This window comes from Streptomyces sp. NPDC020780, assembly GCF_044334475.1.
Classification (GTDB): domain Bacteria; phylum Actinomycetota; class Actinomycetes; order Streptomycetales; family Streptomycetaceae; genus Streptomyces.
Map to the genome: position 1 here is coordinate 489,710 of NZ_JBIRTB010000004.1, position 21,830 is coordinate 511,539.

Here is a 21,830-nt window from a genome sequence, read left to right on the forward strand (position 1 = left end):
CCTCCGTCAGAGCCGCTGGGCCGTCGCGGTGGGTTCGGGCAGGGACGAGAAGTAGGCGATGGTGCGTTTGAGGCCTTCCTCGCTGCTCACCCGGGGTTCCCAGCCGAGGAGTTCGCGGGCCAGCGTGGTGTCGGGCCTGCGCCGTTCGGGGTCGTCGACGGGGCGCTGGACGAAGGTGAGCGCGGAGGAGGAACCGGTCATGGCGATCACCCGGCGGGCGATGTCGGCGACCGGGACCTCCTCGCCGCCGCCGATGTTGACCGGCCGGACCGCGTGGCTCGCGGCCACCAGCAGGACGCCGTCGACCGTGTCGTCCACATAGCAGAGGGACCTCGTCTGGCTTCCGTCACCGGCCACGGTCACCGGCTCCCCGGCCAGCGCCTGGGAGATGAACGTGGGGACCGCCCGGCCGTCGTCGGCCCGCATCCGGGGCCCGTACGTGTTGAACATCCGTACGATGCCGGCGTCCAGCCCCTTGGCGCCGACGTGCGCGGTGACCAGGGCCTCGGCGAACCGTTTGGACTCGTCGTACACGCTGCGGGGGCCGACCGGGTTGACGTTGCCCCAGTAGTCCTCGCGCTGCGGGTGGACGAGGGGGTCGCCGTAGACCTCGGAGGTGGAGGCGAGAAGGAAGCGCGCCCCGTCGCGGTGCGCGATCGCCAGGGAGTTGCGGGTGCCGAGACTGCCGGCGTCCATGGTCTCCAGGGGGTGGCGCAGGTAGTGCACGGGCGAGGCCGGGCACGCGAAGTGCAGGACCAGGTCGTAGGGGCCGGGCAGTCCGGCGATCAGGGTGTCCGAGGACACGTCGCACTGCACGAAGCGGAATCCGGGCCGTCCGGCCAGATGGGCGATGTTGCGGCTGGATCCGGAGAGCAGGTTGTCCGCGCAGTCGACTTCGACTCCCGAATCCAGCAGCCGCTCGCACAGGTGGGAGCCGAGGAAACCCGCGCCCCCGGTGACAACGGCGCGGCGCCACGGGGGCGGTGTCGTCATGGAAGTCATAGGACGGCCTTTCGTCCGCTGCGAGGGGGCCTCCCGCCCCCGGAGGGGTCGGCGGGACCTGCCCGGCCCGGGTGACCGGCTCGTGTTCCGGGATCGGTCCGCGAAGGGCGGCACCCGTCCGGGGTGCCGCTCAGCGCGTGGCCGCCGTGGTCCCGACGGCACGGCCAGCCGGGTAACCAGGACAGTTGCCTTCACACCTCGCATTCTGCTTGTTTCGTCCATCGCGGGCATCACCGCAGGTGAACGCGGTGGGAGTGAGCGGTTTGCACTCGAATGGACTCGTCGCTCCGGCGCCGGGTCAGCGACGCCCGCGGGTCGGCACGGGGCGCTGCGCGCCTCCCGTGGCCTCGGCGGGCCCGCGTTCCCTGAGGACCCCCTCGCGCAGGCTGCGGCAGGACTTGCTGATCAGGCGCGAGACGTGCATCTGGGAGATGCCCAGTTCGGCGGCGATGGCGCTTTGCGTTATACCGACGAAGAAGCGCAGGTAGAGCACGTGGCGTTCGCGCTCCGAGAGCCGCCGGAGGCCCGGTTTCACCGATTCACGGTCGACCACCAGATCGAACCCGGTGTCGATCCGGCCCATGCTCTCGCCGAGGGACCGACCGCCGTCGGTGCCGGGGATGTCCGCGTCGGTGGAGAGCGTGCTGAAACTGTGGAGGGCCTCGCTGCCTTGGCGGACCTCCTCATCGGTCAGGCCGGTGTACGCGGCGATCCTGCGGTCCGTCACCGTGCCGCCCTTCGCGGACAACTCGGCGTGGGCGGCGCGTACGACGTTGCGCAGGTCCTGGACGCGGCGGGGCACGTGCACCGACCAGGCCCGGTCCCTGAAGTGCCTCTTGATCTCGCCCGTGATCGTGGGGACGGCGTAACTGGCGAACGCGTTGCCCAGACCGGGGTCGTAACGGTCGACCGCGTTGACCAGCCCGACCGCCGCGACCTGCCGCAGGTCCTCCAGGGACTCGCCCCGGTTGCGGAAGCGGCCGGCCAGGCGGTACGCCATGGGGAGCCAGGCCCGGATGAGGTCGTCCCGCAGCCGGTCCCTCTCGGGACCGGGGGACAGTGCGGCGAGGCGCTGGAAGGCCGCCGCGGTGACGGGGTCGGCACGCCGGTCGTCGGCACACATGTGAGCCACCCAACTCCTCGCCGTACACAGACGCACCCCACCACCAGTGCGATGAAAACAAAGGATGGCGGTGTCCGCTCGCCGGGCGGCCGGGATGGCGCCGGGCGCGGCGGGTCCGCTCGGCCGATGGGGTGCACGGCGTGTGGTGAGCTCGCCGGCGGAGGGCGGAGGGCGGAGGGCGGAGGACGGAGGGCGGAGGAGACCTGCGCGGGGCCGGGCGTCGACGCGGACGGGGCCGGCGCGGCTCTCATACGCCACCGCACCGGCCCCGGGTACTGCGCCCCGTCCGTGACCCGGGGTCACGGACGGGGCGCAGTGGGCTTCTCACGCCGTACTCTCCGCCTTCCCGCCCTCGTCCGGGGTACGGCTGAGGGCCCCGGGCCACCAGGCCTTCCGGCCGATGTCCCTGACGAGAGCGGGCACCAGGAGCGAGCGGACGACCAAGGTGTCCAGCAGGACGCCGAAGGCGACGATGAAGGCGATCTGCACCAGGAAGGCGAGGGGGATGACGCCCAGGGCGGCGAAGGTGGCCGCCAGGACGACACCGGCGGAGGTGATGACGCCGCCGGTCGTCGTCAGTCCACGGAGCACACCCTGGCGAGGTCCGTGGATCAGGGACTCCTCCCGGACCCGGGACATCAGGAAGATGTTGTAGTCGACGCCGAGCGCCACCAGGAAGACGAAGCCGTAGAGCGGGACGGAGGAGTCGGTGCCGCTGAAGCCGAAGACGTGCCGGAAGACCAGGGACGAGATGCCGAGCGTCGCGAGGAAGTTGAGTGCCACGGTGGCGACGAGCAGCACCGGCATGAGCAGGGACCGGAGCAGGCCGACGAGGATCACCAGGATGATCACGAGCACCACCGGCACGATGATGTTCCGGTCGTGTTCGGCGGTGGTCTGGGTGTCGTACTGCTGCGCGGTGTAGCCGCCGACCAGGGCCTGGGCGCCGGGCACGGCGTGGACCGCTTCCCGCAGCCGCGTGACGGTCTTCTTGGCGGCGTCGCTGTCGGCCGCGTCCGAGAGGGTGGCGTCGATCCGGACCCGGCCGTCGACGACGAGCGGTTCGCCCTGGCCGGGGCGGCCGGAAGCCGTCACCGGGAAGGCGTCCGCAACGCCGGGCGTCCTGCGGACCGCCTCCGTCACCTGTGCGGACCTGGCCGCGTCGGCGATCACGACCGCCGGGGTGCCCGAGCCGCCGGGGAAGTGCTTGCTCAGCGTCTCCTGCGCGGCGACCGACGGTGCGTCGTTGACGAAGATCTCCTTCAGGGGCACGCCCTTCGAGTTGAGCGTCGGTGCGAACGCGGCGCAGGCCACGAGCACGACGAGGGTGACGGCCCAGACCTTCCGGGGCCCGCGGTCGACCATCGCGGCGATCCGTGACCAGACGCCGGCGGAACCGAGACCGGAAGCGGAGCCGGAGCCCGCCTCCTCGGACTTCGGCCTGGCAGGCCAGTACGCTGTCCGGCCGAGCAGTACGAGGACGGCGGGCAGGAACGTCAGGGCACTCAGGACGGAGCAGACGATGCCGATGGCACCCACCGGGCCGAGAGCACGGTTGTTGGTGAGGTCGCTGAGCAGGAGCGCGAGCAGGCCGAGGGCAACGGTGGCGGCGCTCGCGACGATCGGTCCCGCCGACTCGCGGAGCGCCGCGCCCATGGCGGTCCAGCGGTCCCGGTGGCGGATCAGCTCTTCGCGGAACCGCGCCGTGAGCAGCAGGGCGTAGTCCGTGGCGGCGCCGATGACCAGGATGGACAGGATGCCCTGGACCTGTCCGTCCACACGCACGACATCATGCTCGGCGAGTACGTACACGATCGCGCAGGCCACGCCGAGCGCGAAGACGGCTCCGATGATGATGATCAACGGCAGCAGCACGCTGCGGTAGACCAGGAGCAGGATGACCAGCACGGTCACCAGCGCCACCACGACCAGCAGGCTGTCGATCCCGCTGAAGGCGTCGGCGAGGTCCGCCTGGCTGGCCGCAGGCCCGGCCACCTGGGCCGTCGTCCCCGGCACCTCGTCGGCCGCCGCCCGGACGGCCGCCAGGGTGTCCGGCAGCGCGTCCCCGAGATCGGGCCGCAACTGGACGACGCCTTCGAGTGCCTGACCGTCCTTCGACGGCAGTGCGGGGCTCACCCGGCCGGTCACGCCCGGCTCGCCCTCCAGCGAGGCGAGCGCGGCCGTGGCCGCCTGCCGCTGCTCGGCTCCGAGCTTCCCGCCGTCCTGCCGGGAGGTCCACACGACGATGGCCGGCAGGCTCTCCTGCCGGCTGAAGGCCTTCTGCTCCTCGATGACCCGGGTGGACTCGGCGCTCTGCGGCAGGAACGCGGCCTGGTCGTTGGTGGCCACCTCGCCGAGCTTGCCCGCGTAGGAGCCGAACGCGCCCCCGAGCGCGAGCCAGACGACGACGAGAAGTACGGGGATCAGCCGGCGAACCGACCGCGGTGCGGTGGACATTGTGCTCCCAGGTCGACCGAGGGACTTTCGGACGTCGAAGAATCCTTCGACGACGAGGTCCTTCAACAGCAAAGAATCTCAATGATTGAAATAGATTAGCGTGGCTGTGCGGGGTGGTGTCCAGCGAGGGCCCTGAAGGGGCCTCAGCGGGGAGGGGCCTGTATCCGGGACAGTTCGCCGTTGAGGCGGCCCAGGAAGCGGAGCGCCGCCTCCACCTCGCCGGGTCCCGCGGCCTCCCGGGCCCGGGAAGCCGCGCCGGCCAGCGGCATGAAGAACGAGCGCGCGGCCGCCTTGGCCGTGGGCTCGTAGTACAGGTGCACCACGCGCCGGTCGGTGCTCTCGCGCGAGCGGCGGACGTGGCCGGAGCGCTCCAGGCGGTCCAGGCACGCCGTGACGGCACCGGACGTCAGACCGAGGTGCTCACGCAGCCGGCCGGGTGTCAATGGAGCGTCGGCGTCGAGGATGGCCGCGAGGGCCTGTACGTCGGTCGCGTGCAGCCCCTGGGCGTGGGCGAAGGCGTGGACCAGCCGGTTGACCTCGCCGTTGACCCGGCGCAGCTGGACGGCGAGCGCCTGGAGCTCCGCTCCGGCGGATCGGTCGGCGTGGGTTCCCCCGCGAGCGTCAGCACTGTCCACGGCACCCATAGTAGAGCGGGCCCCGCACCCTCCCCGGCGCACGGGCCCGGCCGGCCGCGACCGTACCGGCCGGGCGAATTCTCTCTGTCCGCGCGTCGCGAGCACCCGGGAGGCACCCGGCTCGGGAAGTATCGGCACCGTAAGCACCCGGGCCCCACGGCCCGCTCGCCGAGCCACCGTCCGCAGGACAGAAGGGGGCGCCGTGCCGCATGCGGAGATCGTCGTCGTGGGTGCCGGTGCGGCCGGACTGAGCCTCGTCCACCGGCTGTGTGCCGGGCCGGGCACCGGGTCGCCGTCCGTACTCCTGGTCGACCCGCCCCCGGGCCCGCTGCGGCCACCGCCGCGCACCTGGTGCTACTGGGAGCCGCCGGGCGGGGAGTACGACTCCGTCCTGTCGGCCTCCTGGGAGCGGCTGCGGGTACGGGACGCGTCGGGAGCGGCCACGGTGGCCGAACCCGGGCGCCTGCGCTACAAGATGCTGCGGTCGGACGCCTTCGAAGCACTGGTGAACGCCCGGCTCGACACCGCGGCGAACGTCCGCAGGGTCGAGGCGACGGTGGAGAGCGTGCGCGACGCGCCGGGCGGCGGTGAGGTGATCGCGCACGACGCCCGGGGCGACAGGCTCGTCCTGCGGGCCTCGTGGGTCTTCGACTCGCGGCCTCCGGGGCGGCTCCCGCCGGCCCGCACCACGCTGCTCCAGCACTTCACGGGCTGGTTCGTCCGTACGGAACGGCCGGTGTTCGACCCCGCCGTGGCCGATCTGATGGACTTCCGGACCCCGCAGCCGCCGCACGGACTGTCGTTCGGCTACGTGCTTCCGCTCGGGCCGAGCGAGGCCCTGGTGGAGTACACGGAGTTCTCCCGCAGCGTGCTGCGTGCCGAGGAGTACGAGCGGGCCCTGCTGCACTACACCGGCGAGGTGCTCCGGCTGGGTGCCTTCTCGGTGTCCGCCGTCGAACGCGGCGTCATCCCCATGACCGACGGCCGCTTCCCGCACCGTGCGGGCCGGTCGGTCTTCCGCATCGGCACGGCGGGCGGGGCGACGCGGCCGTCCACGGGCTACACCTTCGCCGCCGTGCAGCGGCAGAGCCGGACCGTCGCCGCGCGGCTGCGCGACGGCCGCCCGCCACGGGTGCCGCCTCCGTACCAGGCGTGGCCGCGGGCCATGGACGCGGTGATGCTGCGCGCACTGGACAGCGGCAGGGTGCACGGGGCCGACTTCTTCCCGGGTCTCTTCCGCAGGGTCCCGGCGGAACGGCTGCTGCGCTTCCTGGACGGCACCGGCCGCCTGCACGAGGACCTCCTCGTCGGGGTGCGGACGCCCGTACTCCCCATGCTCCGTACCGTCGCCGAACTCCCTCTCCTCGCACGAGGACGCGGCCCCGCCGTGCCGTTCCCGCACCTCCCCCGCACGTCCGACCAGGAAGAGACCGACCGATGACGCTCCTGCGCGACGCCGAGTTGTCCACCGCCTTCGACCGTGCCGCCGTCTCCTGCGACCGGCCCGTCGCGGTCAATACGGGCTCTCACTCCCCCGTACGCCGGTCGGCACGCCGGCTGGGCCTGGCGGACGGCGGGCAGGGCAGGCGCCTGCTGGACCTCGGCTGCGGGACCGGCGCCTCGACCGCGGCCCTGCTGGCAGCGACCCCGCACGCGGGCATCGTGGCCGTGGACGCCTCCCCGGGGATGCTGGAGCGGGCGGCGGCCAAGGACTGCCCCAAGAACGTGTCCTTCGCGCATGCTCCGGCAGAGCGGCTGGCCGACGAGGGGGTGCGGGGCACCTTCGACACGGTGTTCGCCGCATACCTCTTCAGGAACGTCGGCGGCCCCGACGGTGTCCTCGCCCGCGTACGTCGCCTCCTCGCACCGGGCGGCCGCATCGGCGTGCACGAGTACACGCTCGCCGGCGGCAGGACGCACCGCGCCCTGCGGACGGCGGTCTGCCGGACCCTCGTGATGCCGGCCGGGCGACTCGCCGGGGACGGTCCTCTCTACCGCCATCTGTGGTGCAGCGTCCTGGAGTTCGACACGGCTCCGGCGTTCGCCGGCCGGCTGCGCCGGGCGGGCTTCACGGGGGTCCGCGCGCTCCCGCTGCCTGGCTGGCAGACGGGCATCTGCCATACGTTCGTCGGGCGCGGGCCCGGCGCGGGCACGGGCTTCTGATGAGGGGCGGGGTGCCGCGACGGGGCAGGGACCGGCGGGCGGCGGTCCTGCTGCCGCCGGGCGGTGCGGCGCGCTTCCTGGGCGCCGCGCCCGGGGTCGCCGTGATCGGCGGCGGCATCGCCGGGCTGTCGGCCGCCACCGCCCTGGCCGAGCGCGGGGCGCGCGTGACGCTGTACGAGAGCGGAACTGGTCTGGGAGGGCGGCTCGCGGGATGGCCGGTACGGCTCGCCGACGGCTCGGGAGCCACCATGAGCCGGGGCTTCCACGCCTTCTTCCGGCAGTACTACAACCTGCGCGGACTGGTGCGCCGGGTGGACCCGGGGCTCACCACGCTGACACCGCTGCCGGACTATCCGCTGCGGCACGGCTCCGGCCTGTACGACAGCTTCGCCCGGGTACCGCGTACGCCGCCCCTGAGCGCGCTGGGTTTCGTCGCGCTCAGCCCTGCCTTCGGCTGGGGGGACCTGTTCCGGATGAATCCGCGGGCCGCGCTGCCCCTGCTGGACGTGCGGGTCCCCGAGGTCTACGCCCGGCTCGACCGGACGAGCGCCCGCGACTTCCTGACCCGCATCCGTTTCCCCGAGGCCGCGCACCATCTGGCCTTCGAGGTGTTCTCGCGGAGCTTCTTCGCCGACCCGCGGGAACTGTCCGCCGCCGAACTCGTCCTGATGTTCCATATCTACTTCCTCGGGTCGAGCGAGGGCCTGCTGTTCGACGTGCCGGACGAGCCGTTCCCGCAGGCGCTGTGGGAGCCGTTGGGGCGGTATCTGGAAGGCCACGGCGTGCGGATGCGCACCGGCACCGCCGTGGAGCGGGTGGCCCCGGTGTCGGGCACGGGACTCGATGTCACCGCGGGCGGCCGGACCCGGCGCCATGACGCCGTCGTCCTCGCCCTGGACACCGGCGGGCTGACCGAGGTCGTCGCCGCCTCTCCCGGGCTCGGCGACGCGGGCTGGCGGGCGCGGATCGCGCGGCTGCGGACGGCCCCGCCGTTCCTGGTGTCCCGTCTCTGGCTGGACCGACCGGTGGCGCGGGACCGGCCGGGTTTCCTGGGCACCAGCGGGTACGGCCCGCTGGACAACGTGAGCGTGCTGGAACGGTGGGAGGGCGAGGCGGCGCGGTGGTCGCGGCGCGGCGGCGGGTCGGTCGTCGAACTCCACGCGTACGCCGTGGACCCGGGGGCGGACCGCGCGGCCGTCGAGGCGGAGGTCGTCGCCCAGCTGCGGCGGGTCTACCCGGAGACCGGGGAGGCGCGCCTCGTGGACGTACGGCACGAGTGGCGGGCCGACTGCCCGCTGTTCCCGGTGGGCGGCTATCCCGACCGGCCCGCCGTGCGTACGCCCGACCCGCGGGTGGTGGTGGCCGGCGATCTGGTCCGTACGGGGCTTCCGGTGGCGTTGATGGAGCGGGCGGCGACGAGTGGATTCCTCGCCGCCAACGCCCTTCTGGAGGGCTGGGGGGTGCGGGGGCAGACGCTCTGGACGGTTCCCCGGACGGGACGGTCGGCCGCCCTGCGGGCGCTGGCCCGGCTGGGCACGGACTGACCGGCCGGGGAGCGCCCACGCACCGGCGGGCGGCGACGGGCCGATCCCGGGGCCGGTCAGCCGGCCCGCCGAGACGCGCGGCCGTCTCGGTCGCCGGGGGTCTCGGCGGGCTCGCGCTCTTTTCGGTGCCGGCCGCCTCCGCCGGGGCCTCCGCCCCGCTCTCCACGGATTCACCCGTGTCCCCCTCGACGTCGGCCGCCGTCGCCGTCGCCGCCGCCGGCGGCGTCGGCTCAGCCCGGGAAGCGCCCCGTGCTGCGGAGCTCGAAGCGCCGTTCGGCATAGGCCAGGTCGTCCCGCCAGAGCCGTCCCGCGCAGGCGCGCATCAGCGGGCGCAGCACAGGCGCCGCCGCACGGGCCACGGTGAAACCGCGGCGGTCGGACGCGGCCACGACGGCCTCCGTCACCAGGGTCCGCGGCCGGCCGGTGCCGTCGTCTCCCAGTGGGGTGGCATGGGTCTCGACCACCGACCCCAGTCCCTCCCCCTCGACGATCCGCATGACGACCGTGCGGGGCTCCGGTGCGGTGAAGACGGCCCGCACCGGGACCACGACCCGTCCGGTCAGCTTGAAGGACACGTCCACGGCGAAGCCCTCGCCGTCCGGGTCGTCGCCGGCGTCCGGGTCGAGCACGGTGAGGTCGACGAAGGAGTACGGGTGGAACCAGGCGCCGTGCCAGGGGTCCAGCCGGTTGGCCACGACGTCCTCGGGTTCGCAGACGCCGGTCGCCCCGTACACGGCGTCGACCGCGCCGGCCGCCTCCGGCCTCGGCGGGACCACCGGGTGGTCCAGGGGTGTCTCGCCGCCGACGGAGTCCAGCCGCACCCAGGCCAGTACGCCGTCGTCGTGGGCGGGCAGCGGCTCCCAGCCGGCGAACGGCTCACCGTTCAGAGCCAGTCCGTGCCAGTGGCAGACGAGGGTGCCGCAGCGGACCCTGCTGTCACGCAGCGGGGCGCCGAGGTGGGGGCAGACGCCGGGGCCGGCGAGCAGCCTGCCCGCGGCATCGCGCCAGGCCACCACTTCGACGCCCGCGACGGTGCGGCCGAAGGGACGGTCCGAGGTGACCGCCCGGGAGGCGCCGATGACGTACCAGTTCCCGGAGGGACGGGCCTGGGCGCGTGCGAGGGCCCCGGCGATCAGGGCGGGCCGGGCATCCTGCCAGGTGGGGCGCTGCTTCTCCCAGGGGACGGGCGCGGGGCGCAGCCGCAGGGGGAGGCGGCCGCGCCCCCTCCGGCCCTCCGGCCTCACGCCGCCTCCCCGTGCACCCGCCGCACCGGGGGGCCGGAACGCCGCCGCCCGCCGGGCCCGGAGGTGACCGATCTGGCGGCCAGGGCACGCACGAGTCCGTCGAGGGCGACAGCGGCACGGCGCCGGCGCGGGACGACCGCCCGGCGGTGGAGGACCGCGTAGCCGTCCGCCTCGATCGCGTCGAGGATGCCGCTGTAGAGGACGAACGCGGTGCGGATGCAGGGACGTGACACGGGGGTGAGCAGGGCGAGTCCGGGCAGGGCCTGCCGGTAGACGGTGCGGTTGTGCGCGGCGGCGGCCCTCAGCACGTCGTCGACGCGCCGGTCACGGGTCCCGGTCGCTCTGCTCCGTTCGAGGCGCTGCCGCTCGACCCCGTGCGCGGCGAGCAGGTCCTCGGGGAGGTACAGGCGGCCTCGGTCCAGGTCCTCGCCCACGTCCCTGAGGAAGTTGGTGAGCTGGAAGGCGACGCCGAGTGCCGCCGCGTACGGCGCGGCCTCGGCGCGCGGGCCCACCGTGCCCAGCACCGGCAGCATCTGGAGGCCGATGACGGCGGCGGATCCGTGCGTGTACCGCCCCAGTTCCTCGTAGGTGGCGTATCCGGTCACCGTGAGGTCGCTGCGCATGGATGCCATGAAGTCGGTGAAGAGGCGGTGTTCGATGCCGTGGGTGGCGGCCGTGTGGGCGAGCGACCGGATCACCGGCTCCCGGGTGGGGCCCCCGCGCAGCCCGGCCTCCAGCTGCTCCTGGAGGCGGGTCAGGGCGAGCGCCCGCTCGTGGGGGGTGGCGCCGCTGTGGAGGTCGTCCACGATGTCGTCGGCCCACCGGGCGAAGCCGTAGAGGGCGTGCACGGCCGGGCGGCGGTCGGCGGGGAGCAGCCGGGTGGCGAGGAAGTACGTCCTGCCGTGGCGGGCGTTGAGCCGGCGGCAGGCGGTGTACGCGGCGCGCAGGGACGGTTCGCGGATGCCTGCCGCGTCGAGTTCGCGGGCGGTCATGCGGAGGTGCCTTTCTGTGCGGCTCGGGGTGTGGTGTGCTGACGGAGTCCGGTGATCCTCGCCGCCGCCAGCTTCCCCGAGATCAGCACGGTCGGCACGCCGACGCCCGGAGTGGTGCCGCAGCCGGCGAGTACGGCGTTGCTGACGCCTCGTACGAGGTTGCGGGGGCGGAAGGGGCCCGTCTGCGGGAACGTGTGGGCGGCGGAGAACGGGGTCCCGGCCGCGTGTCCCTGGGCGGTCCAGTCGACGGGGGTGACCAGGCACTCCTCCTCGATGGCGGAGCCGATACCGGTCAGCCCCCGCTTCTCGAGCACGGTGAGCAGGCTGTCGCGGTAACGGGGCGCCAGTTCGCCCCATGCCCGCGCGTCGGGGCCGATGTCGGTGTTGGGACAGGGCGCCAGGATGTAGTGGAGGTGTCGGCCCGCAGGTGCGAGGCCGGGGTCGGTGGCGGTGGGGCGGGTGATGAGCAGGGACGGGTCGGTCATGAGCGTGCCCGCGCGGGTGAGTTCGTGGAAGGTGCGCTTCCACGCGGAGCCGAACGAGAGCGTGTGATGGCCCAGTCCGGCCCAGGTGCGGTCCGTGCCGGCGTGCAGGACGACCGCCGACGGGGAGTGGCGCAGGGCGAGAGGGCGGCGGGGCCTGCGGCCCAGGAGCCGGTAGGCGGCGGGCAGGTCGGGGGTGAGGACGACGGCGTCGCAGGAGATGCGGTCGTGGTCGGTGACGACCGCGGTGACCCGGTCGCCGGAGCGCTCCAGCCGGGTGACGGCCTGTCCGTGGAGGAACCGCGCCCCGGCTTCGGCGGCCGACGCCGCCATGGCGCGGGGCAGGGCGTGCATGCCGCCGCGGGGGAAGTACACGCCGGCCACGGTGTCCATGTACGCGATGACGGCGTAGGCGGCCAGCGCCCGGGCCGGGGGCACTCCGGCGTACAGGGCCTGGAAGGAGAAGACCCGGCGCAGCCTCTCGTCCTTGACGAAGTGCCCGATCCGCGCGTCCAGCCGGCCGAAGCCGCCGAGTGCGGCGAGGCGGGCGAGGTCGGGGTGGAGGAGTTGGAGGGGCGAGTCGAAGTTGGTGTCGATGAACCGGCGCATCTGTACGTGGTAGAGGCGCTCCAGCCACGCCCGGAGTCTGCGGTAGCCGGCCGCTTCGCGGGGCCCGGCAAACTGTTCGACCGCGCTTTCCATCGCGCCGGCCTCGGTATGGACGTCCAGGTGCGTCCCGTCGGCGAACCGTGCGCCGTAGGCGGGGTGGAGGGGCACCAGTTCCAGCCGGTCGCCGAGGTGGTGGCCGACCGCGGCGAAGGCGTCCTCGACCAGGGTGGGCATGGTCAGGACGGTGGGCCCGGTGTCGATGCGGTAGCCGGCCAGATCCAGGCGCCCGGCCCGGCCGCCGGGTGCGTCGTCCCGCTCGACGACCGTCACACGGCGGCCGGCGCCGAGCAGGTGGAGCGCCGCGGAGAGGCCCGCGAGGCCCGCGCCGATCACCACGACGTGGTCTGTTCTCCCTTTCACGGTCAGCACCGGCGCTCCCCTCCTTCGGCCGGGACGGCAGGATCCCCGCGGCGCCCGGACGACGGGCGGGTGGCGGCGGGGGCCGTGGGGGGCGGTCCGGCGGCTGCCGCAGCCGTTCCGGTCGGTCCGGCGGCTTTCGACACCGGGCCGGTCGGTCCAGCGGCTGCCGAGGACGTGCCGGTTGTTCCAGCGGCTGCCGCACCCGTTCCGGTCGGTCCGGCGCCCGGGACTGGGCCCGGCGGTGCGGGCCGCTTCTCCCGGTGCCCCGTGGCGACGTTCTCGAACAGGGCGGCGAGCGCGCGGCCCGCGTCGGGTTCGACCGCCGCCCCGTCCAGGTGCCGTACGGCCTGCTCCGCGAGCCGGCGCGCCTCGTCCTCGACGGCGGCGCGGGCGCCGGTCGCCGTCAGCACCTCGCGTACCCGTGCCAGTTCGTCCTCGGCGAGACCCGGGTCGCCCACGACCGCGTCGAGGAGGCGTACGGCCTCCAGGTCCCCGGCCTCCCCGGCGCGTGCCCGGGCCACGGCCAGCAGGTAGGTCGCCTTGCCCTCGCGGATGTCGCCGCCCGACGGTTTGCCGCTGCCGGCCGGATCCCCGAACACCCCGGTCAGGTCGTCACGCAACTGAAAGGCGATGCCCGCGCAGCGGCCGGCCGCGCAGAGAGCGCGGGCGGTGTCCCGCTCCGCGCCCGACAGGGCCGCGCCGAGGGCCAGCGGGCGCTCCACGGTGTACAGCGCGCTCTTGAGGCAGGCCGCGCGCAGCGCCTGCTCCGGTGAGCGTGAGCGGGTGATCTGACCGTGCAGGTCGAGGTACTGGCCGGCCACCATCTCGGTGCGCATCGCCTGCCAGACGTCCCCCACGCGTCCGCGGACCTCCGGGGCCATGGGGGTGTCTGCGACGGTGTCGTCGGCCCAGGCCAGGGCGAGGTCACCGACGAGCACCGCCGCGGACCTGCCGAACGCCTCGGCCCGCGCCGGGTCCCCCGCCGTACGGGCCAGTGCGGCGAGGCCCACGTGCACGGCCGGCCGGCCCCGCCGCAGTGCCGAGCCGTCCATGACGTCGTCGTGGACCAGCGCACAGGTCTGGATGAGTTCGAGGGCGACCCCGAGTCGCAGCGCGGCCGTCACCGCCCGCCCGCCGCAGGCCCGCATGCCCCACCAGAGGAACGCGGGCCGCAGGCGCTTGCCGCCGTCCAGCGTGAACTCCGCCACCCGTTCGGCGACGTCACACGCGAAGACCGGGTCGACGGCGGCGGACCTGCCCAGCCGTTCCCCGAGGACTGTGCGGGCCGTGCGCAGTACCGCCGCGGCTACGTCCGCGTCCACGGCCGCCAGGTGCTCGGCCGGGGGCGCCGGGTGCGGCCCGTCCCCGGGGTGGCCGTCCTGCTCGTCGGCGCGTACGGGCACGGTGACGGCCCGGCTCTCCGGGCCCGGCCGGGCGTCGGCGAAGGGGGTGTCCTCCGTCGGGTGACGGCGCATCGCATGTCCCTCGGGTCGCAGCGGTGGGTGGGCGTGATCCGAGGGGACCACAACAGGCGGCTCCGCCCCGGTGTTACCGGGCCCGCAATCGTGTGAAGCCTCCGCGTACCCCGGCGCACGCGCGCGACACGCCGGGCGGAATGCCCCTTGGAGGGCGTGGGGGGCGAAAAACTGAGGGCTCCCCCTGGGGGCGGAGCGGAGGACCATGGAAAACGACGGCGAGCAAGCGGGTCTGCGGTGCCTGGTGACCGGGGCGACGGGGTACATCGGGGGCCGCCTGGTGCCCGAGCTCCTGAAGGCCGGTCACCGGGTGCGGTGTCTGGCGCGGAGCCCGGGGAAGCTGCGGGACTACCCGTGGGCGGGCGAGGCCGAGATCGTCCGGGGGGACGTGACCGACGCGGAGTCCGTCGGGGAGGCGATGCGGGACATCGATGTCGCCTACTACCTGGTGCATGCGATGAGCGCGGGCCGCGGTTTCGAGGAGACGGACCGTAAGGCTGCCCGGATCTTCGGCGAGCAGGCACGTGCCGCCGGGGTCCGCCGGATCGTGTACCTGGGCGGGCTCACCCCCGCCGGTATGCCGGAGGAGGAGCTCTCACCGCATCTGCGCTCGCGCGCCGAGGTCGGCCGGATCCTCCTCGCTTCGGGCGTGCCGACGACCGTGCTCCGCGCGGCCGTCATCATCGGTTCCGGTTCCGCCTCGTTCGAGATGCTGCGGTATCTCACCGAGCGGCTGCCGGCCATGGTGACCCCGAGCTGGGTGTCGACGCGGATCCAGCCGATCGCGGTCCGGGACGTGCTGCGCTACCTCGTGGGCAGTGCGCGCATGCCCGAGGACGTGAACCGCGCCTTCGACATCGGCGGGCCGGACGTCACGACGTACCGGGACATGATGCAGGCCTACGCGCGGATCGCGGGACTGCCGCACCGGCTGATCCTGCCGGTGCCGGTGCTGACCCCACGGCTGTCCAGTCACTGGATCGGGCTCGTCACTCCCGTCCCCCGCTCCATCGCGCGCCCGCTGGCGGAGTCCTTGCGGTACGAGGTCGTCTGCCACGAGCACGACATCGAGCGCTATGTCCCGGACGGCCCGGGGCAGCCCTCCTCCTTCGATACGGCCATGTCGCTCGCGCTGCAGCGGGTCCGCGAGGCCAAGGTGACGACGAGGTGGTCGTCGGCGGCCACCCCGGGCGTTCCGAGCGATCCGCTGCCCACCGACCCGGACTGGGCGGGCGGGAGCCTGTACACGGATGTGCGCGAGCTGGACGTGGACGCCCCGCCCGAGGCCCTGTGGCGGGTCGTCGAAGGCATCGGCGGTGACCACGGCTGGTACTCCTTCCCGCTGGCCTGGGCGGTCAGGGGGTGGCTGGACCGGCTGGTGGGCGGGGTCGGCCTGCGCCGGGGCCGACGGGACGCCGAGCGGCTCCGCGTCGGGGACTCGCTGGACTTCTGGCGGGTCGAGGAGATCGAACCGGGCCGTCTGCTCCGGCTGCGCGCCGAGATGCGGCTGCCCGGCCTCGCCTGGCTGGAGATGTACGCCCTGGAGGGGCCGGGCGGCCGGTCGCACTACCGGCAGCGGGCGGTGTTCCATCCGTCCGGTCTGCTCGGTCACGCCTACTGGTGGAGCGTGTCGCCGTTCCACGCCGTCGTCTTCGGCGGGATGGCGCGCAACATCGCCCGGGCGGCGGCCCGCGAGCAGGACGCGCGGCCACGGTCGTGAGCACCGCGGTCGTCCTGTTCACGTCGGACCTGCGGCTGCACGACCATCCGCCTCTGCACGCGGCCCTGGCGTCGGCCGGCGAGGTGGTTCCCCTGTTCGTCCTGGACGACGCCGTCGAGGGTGCCGGATTCGCCGTTCCGAACCGGCGGGCGTTCCTCGCCGACTGCCTGCGGGATCTCGACGCCGGGCTCCGCGACCGCGGCGGCCGGCTCGTCGTCAGGCAGGGGGACGTGGCGGGCGAGGTCTGCCGGGTCGTCGACGCGGCCGGCGCGGACGCCGTGCACATGTCGGCCGGGGTCAGCGCATACGCCCGGCTCCGTGAGGAGCGGCTGCGCGAGGCGCTCGGGGCACGGGGATGCCGGCTGTACGTGCACGACGCGGTGATCACCGCCGTCCCACCGGGCGAGGTGACGCCCTCGGGGGCGGGCAGGGACCACTTCGCCGTCTTCACCCCGTACTTCCGGCGCTGGTCCGGGGCACCGCTGCGGGCCCCCTTCGACGCGCCCCGCTCCGTACGCGTCCCGGAAGCGGCCGCTTCGGCGGCGCTGCCCGCCCGGGCGGGCGTCGCGGGCGTGTCGGCGGGGCTCGCCGAGGGCGGGGAGCGGGCGGGCCGGGCACGTTTCGCCGGCTGGTGCCGTCACGGTCTCGGGGCGTACGAGGCCCTTCAGGACGACCTGGCGGGTGACGCCACCTCACGTCTGTCACCGCATCTGCATTTCGGCACGCTCTCCCCCACGGAGCTGGTCCACCGGGCCCGTGCTGCGGGCGGACCGGGCGCGGAGGCCTTCGTACGGCAGTTGTGCTGGCGGGACTTCCACCACCAGGTCCTGGCCGCGCGGCCGCAGGCCGCCCACAGTGACTACCGCCCGAAGGGGGACCGCTGGCGCACCGAGCGGTCGGCGCGGGAGGACATCGAGGCGTGGAAGGAGGGCCGCACCGGATATCCGCTGGTCGACGCGGCGCTGCGCCAACTGCGCCACGAGGGGTGGATGCACAACCGGGGGCGGCTGCTGACGGCGAGTTTCCTCGTCAAGACGTTGTACGTCGACTGGCGCGTCGGAGCCAGCCACTTCCTGGATCTGCTGGTGGACGGCGACCTCGCCAACAACCAGCTCAACTGGCAGTGGATGGCGGGCACCGGCACCGACAGCCGGCCCAACCGGGTACTGAACCCCCTTGTCCAGGCCAAGCGCTACGACCCGGAGGGTGTGTACGTGCGCCGCTGGGTCCCGGAGCTCGCGGGAATCGAGGGAGCCGCGGTGCACGAACCGTGGAAGGTACGCACGGCCGGGCTCCGCGCGGGCTACCCGGAACCGCTGGTCGGGCTGGCGGAGGGCCTGGCCCGGTTCCGGGACGCACGAGGGCTCGACTGAGCGGATCGCGCACGTACGGGGCGGGTGAGCCGATGGGCGGTCCACCGTAGAGCCGGGCTCGTCGGTGGCCCCGTCGTGGTCCGTCGTCGGGGTGAGCTCGTCGGCGGGTCCGTCGACGGGGGCGTGGGGAGGGCGGTCCGCCGTTCAGATCTTGCGCCAGCGGGCCTGGGCCCAGGAGAAGGCGCCGAAGGCGGCCAGGCCGAGCGCGATCAGGGCCAGCAGCCAGGGCCCGGCGGGGGTCTCGGTGAACGACCGCAGGGTGTCGTCCATGCCCTTGGCCTTGCCCGGTTCGTGCCGGACGGCTGCGGCAACGGCGAAGCCGCCCGCCGTCGCGAAGAGGACACCGCGGGCGGTGCCGCCGAACACGCCGAGCACGTCGACCCCGCGGCGGGCCTTCCTGGACATCTCCGAGAGCTTCAGGCGCTTGTGGAACGCACGGGTGACAGCCCGGTAGGCCATCCAGAGCCCGGCACCGGTGACGACGGCGCCCGCGACTCCGACGAGCCACTGGCCTCCGGTCCAGCCCAGGACCCGGGCGGTGACGTCGTCGGTCTGCCGGTCGCTCGACCCGCTGCCACTGCCCTGGTCACCGGCGGCGTAGGAGAGCACGGAGTACGCGACGAAGGCGTAGAAGACGGCGCGTCCGGCCGCCGCCGCCCGCTTGCCCGGCTTGCGGCCGTCGGGGCCTGCCTGGCCGAAGCACGCCTCGGAGAGGCGCCACAGTGACATCGCGGCCAGGGCCGCACCGAGCGCCCACAACAGGACGCTGCCGAAGGGCTTGTCGGCTATCTCCGCGATGGCTCCTCCGCGGTCGGCCTGCTTCCCGCCGCCGTCGGAGAAGGCGATACGCAGGGCCAGCACGCCGACCAGGAGGTAGATCACCCCGCGTGCGACGAATCCCGCACGGGCTCCCACCTCCATGGCTCTGCTGTTCGCCGCCCCTCTTGCCCGGTTCCGTCCGTTCACCGTCAGTGCGTTCGTATTCATGAACGCCGGATTCCCCTGAACGGGCGATCAATGCCCTCTCCGGCCCCGACCGGACCGATCCGGACGTTCCGAGGTCGGCTCAGGCCTCCTCGGCGTCCTCCGCGGTCCGGCCCTTGGCGCGCCGGCCCACGACCGCGGCGGCGGCAAGGGCGCTGCCCGTGAACGCGAGGGCGACGGTCCAGGGCTTGTCGAAGAGGTGGCCCGTGACGTGGTCGACGGAGTAGCGGCCGGCACCCGTCAGGCCGATCGCGGCGGCGGTGAAGCCGAGGAACGCCGGGTACTCGTAGCCGCCGCCCATCGCGAAGAATCCCGCCGGGGCGTGCACGGCCACCGCACCGGCCATCGTGCCGGCGGCCGCGGCCCCCGCTGTCGGCGTGGCGAGGCCGAGAGCCAGCAGGATCCCGCTGCCGGCCTCGCCGACCCCGGCCGCGACGGCGCTGCGCCTGGGCGGGTGGAAGCCCATGGCCTCCATCGCGGCGGTGGTGCCCTGGATACCGCCGCCGCCGAACCAGCCGGCCAGTTTCTGGCTGCCGTGGGCGGCGAGGACGGCACCTGTACCGACCCTGAGTACGAGAAGTCCGAGGTCACGTCGGTTGAGGGCCCTCATGGGTGTCTCCTGTCGGCGAGTGACGGGTGGCGGTGCGCAGCCGTACGCACCCACTCTCGCCGGACCGGGACGGCGGGGTGCGATGGTGCTACGCCATGCGTGGCTCGCCCGTGCGGCGACTGCGCGAGCAGGTCTTAGGGTGCGACCGACGTCATTGTGCAACTTGTTGCACAAACTCGGAGCGGTGGTTTACAACTGGCAGGACGACACCGCGCGAGGAGACCCCCATGAGCCCGTACCCCACTCTGCTGAGCCCGCTCGATCTCGGCTTCACCACCCTTCCCAACCGGGTGCTGATGGGATCGATGCACATCGGCCTGGAGGAGGTCGAGCGCGGTTTCGAGCGGATGGCCGCCTTCTACGCGGCCCGCGCGCGTGGCGGGGTGGGGCTCATGGTCACCGGGGGCATCGCGCCCTGCGAGCAGGGCTGCTCCTTCCCGGGCGGCGCCAAGATGACCACCGAGGCCGAGGCGGAGCAGCACGCCGAGGTCACCGCCGCCGTGCACGCGGCGGGCGGCCGGATCGCGATGCAGATCCTGCACTTCGGCCGCTACGCCCATCACCCGGACCTGGTCGCGCCCAGCGCCCTGAAGGCCCCGATCAGCGGGTTCACCCCGCACGCCCTGACCGGTGACGAGGTCGAGGAGACGATCGAGCACTTCGTCCGGGCGGCGGGACTCGCGCGGCAGGCCGGTTACGACGGCGTCGAGATCATGGGCTCCGAGGGTTATCTGATCAACGAGTTCGTCGTCTCCGCGACCAACCACCGCGAAGACGGTTGGGGCGGCTCCTACGAGAACCGCATCCGATTCCCCGTCGAGATCGTGCGCCGGGTCCGCGAGCGTGTCGGCCCCGACTTCATCCTGATCTACCGGCTCTCCATGCTCGACCTCGTACCGGGCGGTTCCACCCTGGAGGAGGTCGTAAGGCTGGCGAGTGAGATCGAGGCGGCCGGCGCGACGATCATCAACACCGGAATCGGCTGGCACGAGGCCCGCATCCCCACGATCGCGACCTCCGTCCCGCGCGGCGCGTTCACCTGGGTGACCGAGAAGGTGCGTGGCGCCGTCTCCGTGCCCCTGGTGACGAGCAACCGCATCAACACCCCGGAGCTGGCCGAGGAGATTGTCGCCTCCGGGCGCGCGGACATGGTGTCGATGGCGCGGCCCTTCCTCGCCGACCCGGACTTCGTCGCCAAGGCGGCCGCGGGCCGCGCGGACGCGATCAACACCTGCATCGGCTGCAACCAGGCCTGCCTGGACCACATCTTCAGCCTTCGGATCACCTCCTGCCTGGTCAATCCACGCGCCTGCCACGAGACCGAACTGGTGCTCTCGCCGACCCGTACCCGTAAGCGCGTCGCCGTGGTGGGCGCCGGCCCCGCCGGGCTGGCGTGCGCGGTCACGGCCGCCGAACGCGGGCACGCGGTCACGCTCTTCGACGCGGCCGGCGAGATCGGCGGCCAGCTGAACGTGGCGCGCAGGGTCCCCGGCAAGGAGGAGTTCGACGAGACGCTGCGCTACTTCCGCACCCGGCTCGCCGAGGAGGGCGTCGACGTCCGGCTGTCCACCCGTGCCACCTCCGCCGAACTGGACGGCTTCGACGAGATCGTCCTGGCCACCGGCGTCGAGCCCCGCTCCCCCGCGATACCCGGCGTCGGGCACCCCAGTGTGGTCAGCTACCTGGACGTCCTGCGTGACGGTGCCCCGGTCGGCGAGCGGGTCGCGATCGTGGGGGCGGGCGGCATCGGCTTCGACGTCGCGGAGTTCCTCACGGACGGCGGTGACGCGGCGAGCCTGGACCCGGAGGTGTTCTTCCGGCACTGGGGCGTGGACACCTCCTACGCGGACCGGGGCGGGCTGCGCGCCCCGGAGCGCCCGAAGCCGCCGCGCTCGGTGCACCTGATCCAGCGGAAGGCGGCCAAGGTCGGGGCGGGGCTCGGCAAGACCACCGGCTGGATCCACCGCACCGAGTTGCGCCACCGCGGGGTCACGATGATCGCGGGCGCGTCCTACGACCTGATCGACGACGCGGGCCTCCACCTGACCGTCGACGGCGAGCAGCACCTGCTGCCGGTCGACACCGTCGTCCTGTGCGCGGGCCAGGAACCGCGCCGTGAGCTGTACGAGGAGCTGCGCGCGGCGGGCCGCCCGGTGCATCTGATCGGCGGGGCCGACGTGGCCGCCGAGCTGGACGCCAAGCGTGCGATCCGCCAGGGCACGGAGCTCGCCGCGGAGCTCTGAGGCCCCCGGGCCGCGCCCGCGCACCGGGCCGGACGGCCGTGATACGCGGGCCGGCCCGGGTCCGGCCGTCCCTAGGATGCACACCATGTCACTCCCGCACGCGATCCTCACCGCCCTGCTCGAGAAGCCGTCGTCGGGGCTGGAGCTGACCCGTAGGTTCGACCGGTCGATCGGCTACTTCTGGCCCTCGACGCACCAGCAGATCTACCGCGAGCTCGGCAAGCTGGAGCAGGCGGGCCGGATCAGGGTCCTGCCGTCCCCGCAGCCGGCCCGGGGGCGGAAGAAGGAGTACGAGGTGCTGCCCGCGGGGCGCGACGAGCTGGCCGGCTGGGTGGCGCTCGCCGAGGACCCGCGCCCTGTGCGCGACCCGCTGCTGCTGAGGATGCGGGCGGCGGCGGTGGTCGGGGCGCCCGGTCTCGTGGCGGAGCTCCGCCGGCACCTGAGGCTGCACCGGGAGCAGCTGGCGGAGTACGAGGAGATCGAGCGGCGCGACTTCCCGCCGGAGCGCACGGCGGACGAGGACCGGTTGCGGCATCTGGTGCTGCGCGGGGGCATCGATCTGGAGACGTTCTGGACGGGGTGGCTGACCCGGGCCATCGGCGAACTCGACGGGACGGGAGCGGGCGGCGACCGGGACGGCACGGGGGCCGTTTCCTAGCTGTATTGACCCGTGAGGTTGGGGACGCGGCTGGCGGGTGGTTGGCCTTTCAGCGCGGTGTGTCCGCGGTGGTGATTGTAGGTGTGCAGCCACTGC

17 protein-coding genes are annotated in these 21,830 nt (G+C 73.7%); 7 read left to right on the forward strand and 10 right to left on the reverse strand.

What is annotated here, in order from left to right; translation table 11 throughout:
* Positions 1 to 6 precede the first annotated feature (6 nt).
* From ACH4VO_RS10930 to ACH4VO_RS10945, 4 genes are all read right to left on the reverse strand, one after another.
* Positions 7 to 993: an NAD-dependent epimerase/dehydratase family protein gene (locus ACH4VO_RS10930; RefSeq protein WP_360990620.1), complete on the reverse strand. Its 987-nt coding sequence runs from the start codon at positions 991 to 993 to the stop codon at positions 7 to 9.
* 307 nt (positions 994 to 1,300) lie between these two features.
* Positions 1,301 to 2,125, reverse strand: coding sequence for a SigB/SigF/SigG family RNA polymerase sigma factor (locus ACH4VO_RS10935; protein ID WP_360991008.1), 825 nt, complete (start codon positions 2,123 to 2,125; stop codon positions 1,301 to 1,303).
* Positions 2,126 to 2,449: 324 nt separating this feature from the next.
* On the reverse strand, positions 2,450 to 4,582 hold the full coding sequence (locus tag ACH4VO_RS10940; RefSeq protein WP_360990618.1) for an MMPL family transporter: 2,133 nt from the start codon (positions 4,580 to 4,582) through the stop codon (positions 2,450 to 2,452).
* A gap of 143 nt (positions 4,583 to 4,725) precedes the next feature.
* The gene (locus ACH4VO_RS10945; protein ID WP_360990615.1) at positions 4,726 to 5,226 is read right to left on the reverse strand and encodes a MarR family winged helix-turn-helix transcriptional regulator; all 501 of its coding nucleotides are present in this window, start codon (positions 5,224 to 5,226) and stop codon (positions 4,726 to 4,728) included.
* A 193-nt stretch (positions 5,227 to 5,419) separates the two neighbouring features.
* Between ACH4VO_RS10945 and ACH4VO_RS10950 the strand changes: the two genes are divergently transcribed.
* From ACH4VO_RS10950 to ACH4VO_RS10960, 3 genes are read left to right on the forward strand one after another with little or no spacing between them, the layout of a single operon-like run.
* The gene (locus ACH4VO_RS10950) at positions 5,420 to 6,658 is read left to right on the forward strand and encodes a lycopene cyclase family protein (RefSeq protein ID WP_360990612.1); all 1,239 of its coding nucleotides are present in this window, start codon (positions 5,420 to 5,422) and stop codon (positions 6,656 to 6,658) included.
* On the forward strand, positions 6,655 to 7,380 hold the full coding sequence (locus ACH4VO_RS10955) for a methyltransferase (protein ID WP_360990609.1): 726 nt from the start codon (positions 6,655 to 6,657) through the stop codon (positions 7,378 to 7,380). The genes ACH4VO_RS10950 and ACH4VO_RS10955 overlap by 4 nt, the downstream gene beginning before the upstream one ends.
* Entirely contained in the window at positions 7,380 to 8,924 is a 1,545-nt protein-coding gene (locus ACH4VO_RS10960) for an FAD-dependent oxidoreductase (protein ID WP_360990607.1), read from the forward strand. The genes ACH4VO_RS10955 and ACH4VO_RS10960 overlap by 1 nt, the downstream gene beginning before the upstream one ends.
* A gap of 230 nt (positions 8,925 to 9,154) precedes the next feature.
* On the opposite strand, the gene ACH4VO_RS10965 is transcribed toward ACH4VO_RS10960, so the two are convergent.
* From ACH4VO_RS10965 to ACH4VO_RS10980, 4 genes are read right to left on the reverse strand one after another with little or no spacing between them, the layout of a single operon-like run.
* Positions 9,155 to 10,168: a DUF5914 domain-containing protein gene (locus ACH4VO_RS10965; protein WP_360990604.1), complete on the reverse strand. Its 1,014-nt coding sequence runs from the start codon at positions 10,166 to 10,168 to the stop codon at positions 9,155 to 9,157.
* Positions 10,165 to 11,160: a phytoene/squalene synthase family protein gene (locus ACH4VO_RS10970; RefSeq protein ID WP_360990601.1), complete on the reverse strand. Its 996-nt coding sequence runs from the start codon at positions 11,158 to 11,160 to the stop codon at positions 10,165 to 10,167. Before ACH4VO_RS10970 ends, ACH4VO_RS10965 begins: the two co-directional genes overlap by 4 nt.
* Positions 11,157 to 12,680 carry a phytoene desaturase family protein gene (gene crtI / locus ACH4VO_RS10975; RefSeq protein WP_360990598.1) on the reverse strand — a complete coding sequence of 508 codons (1,524 nt, stop codon included), beginning with the start codon at positions 12,678 to 12,680 and terminating at the stop codon, positions 11,157 to 11,159. The genes ACH4VO_RS10970 and crtI overlap by 4 nt, the downstream gene beginning before the upstream one ends.
* Positions 12,674 to 14,146: a polyprenyl synthetase family protein gene (locus ACH4VO_RS10980; protein ID WP_360990596.1), complete on the reverse strand. Its 1,473-nt coding sequence runs from the start codon at positions 14,144 to 14,146 to the stop codon at positions 12,674 to 12,676. The genes crtI and ACH4VO_RS10980 overlap by 7 nt, the downstream gene beginning before the upstream one ends.
* Before the next feature lie 205 nt (positions 14,147 to 14,351).
* On the opposite strand from ACH4VO_RS10980, the gene ACH4VO_RS10985 reads away from it, so the two are divergent.
* Entirely contained in the window at positions 14,352 to 15,866 is a 1,515-nt protein-coding gene (locus ACH4VO_RS10985) for an SDR family oxidoreductase (RefSeq protein ID WP_360990593.1), read from the forward strand.
* Positions 15,863 to 17,239, forward strand: coding sequence for a deoxyribodipyrimidine photo-lyase (locus ACH4VO_RS10990; RefSeq protein ID WP_360990591.1), 1,377 nt, complete (start codon positions 15,863 to 15,865; stop codon positions 17,237 to 17,239). Before ACH4VO_RS10985 ends, ACH4VO_RS10990 begins: the two co-directional genes overlap by 4 nt.
* Before the next feature lie 144 nt (positions 17,240 to 17,383).
* On the opposite strand, the gene ACH4VO_RS10995 is transcribed toward ACH4VO_RS10990, so the two are convergent.
* Positions 17,384 to 18,226, reverse strand: coding sequence for a DUF1206 domain-containing protein (locus tag ACH4VO_RS10995; protein ID WP_360990588.1), 843 nt, complete (start codon positions 18,224 to 18,226; stop codon positions 17,384 to 17,386).
* A gap of 79 nt (positions 18,227 to 18,305) precedes the next feature.
* Positions 18,306 to 18,833, reverse strand: a complete 528-nt coding sequence (locus tag ACH4VO_RS11000) for a DoxX family protein (protein WP_360990585.1) — start codon at positions 18,831 to 18,833, stop codon at positions 18,306 to 18,308.
* Positions 18,834 to 19,060: 227 nt separating this feature from the next.
* Here ACH4VO_RS11000 and ACH4VO_RS11005 point away from each other — a divergent pair, with 227 nt between their 5' ends.
* Together ACH4VO_RS11005 and ACH4VO_RS11010 are read left to right on the forward strand one after the other, a co-directional pair.
* The gene (locus tag ACH4VO_RS11005; protein ID WP_360990582.1) at positions 19,061 to 21,076 is read left to right on the forward strand and encodes an NADPH-dependent 2,4-dienoyl-CoA reductase; all 2,016 of its coding nucleotides are present in this window, start codon (positions 19,061 to 19,063) and stop codon (positions 21,074 to 21,076) included.
* An 85-nt stretch (positions 21,077 to 21,161) separates the two neighbouring features.
* On the forward strand, positions 21,162 to 21,734 hold the full coding sequence (locus tag ACH4VO_RS11010; RefSeq protein ID WP_360990579.1) for a PadR family transcriptional regulator: 573 nt from the start codon (positions 21,162 to 21,164) through the stop codon (positions 21,732 to 21,734).
* Positions 21,735 to 21,830 lie beyond the last annotated feature (96 nt).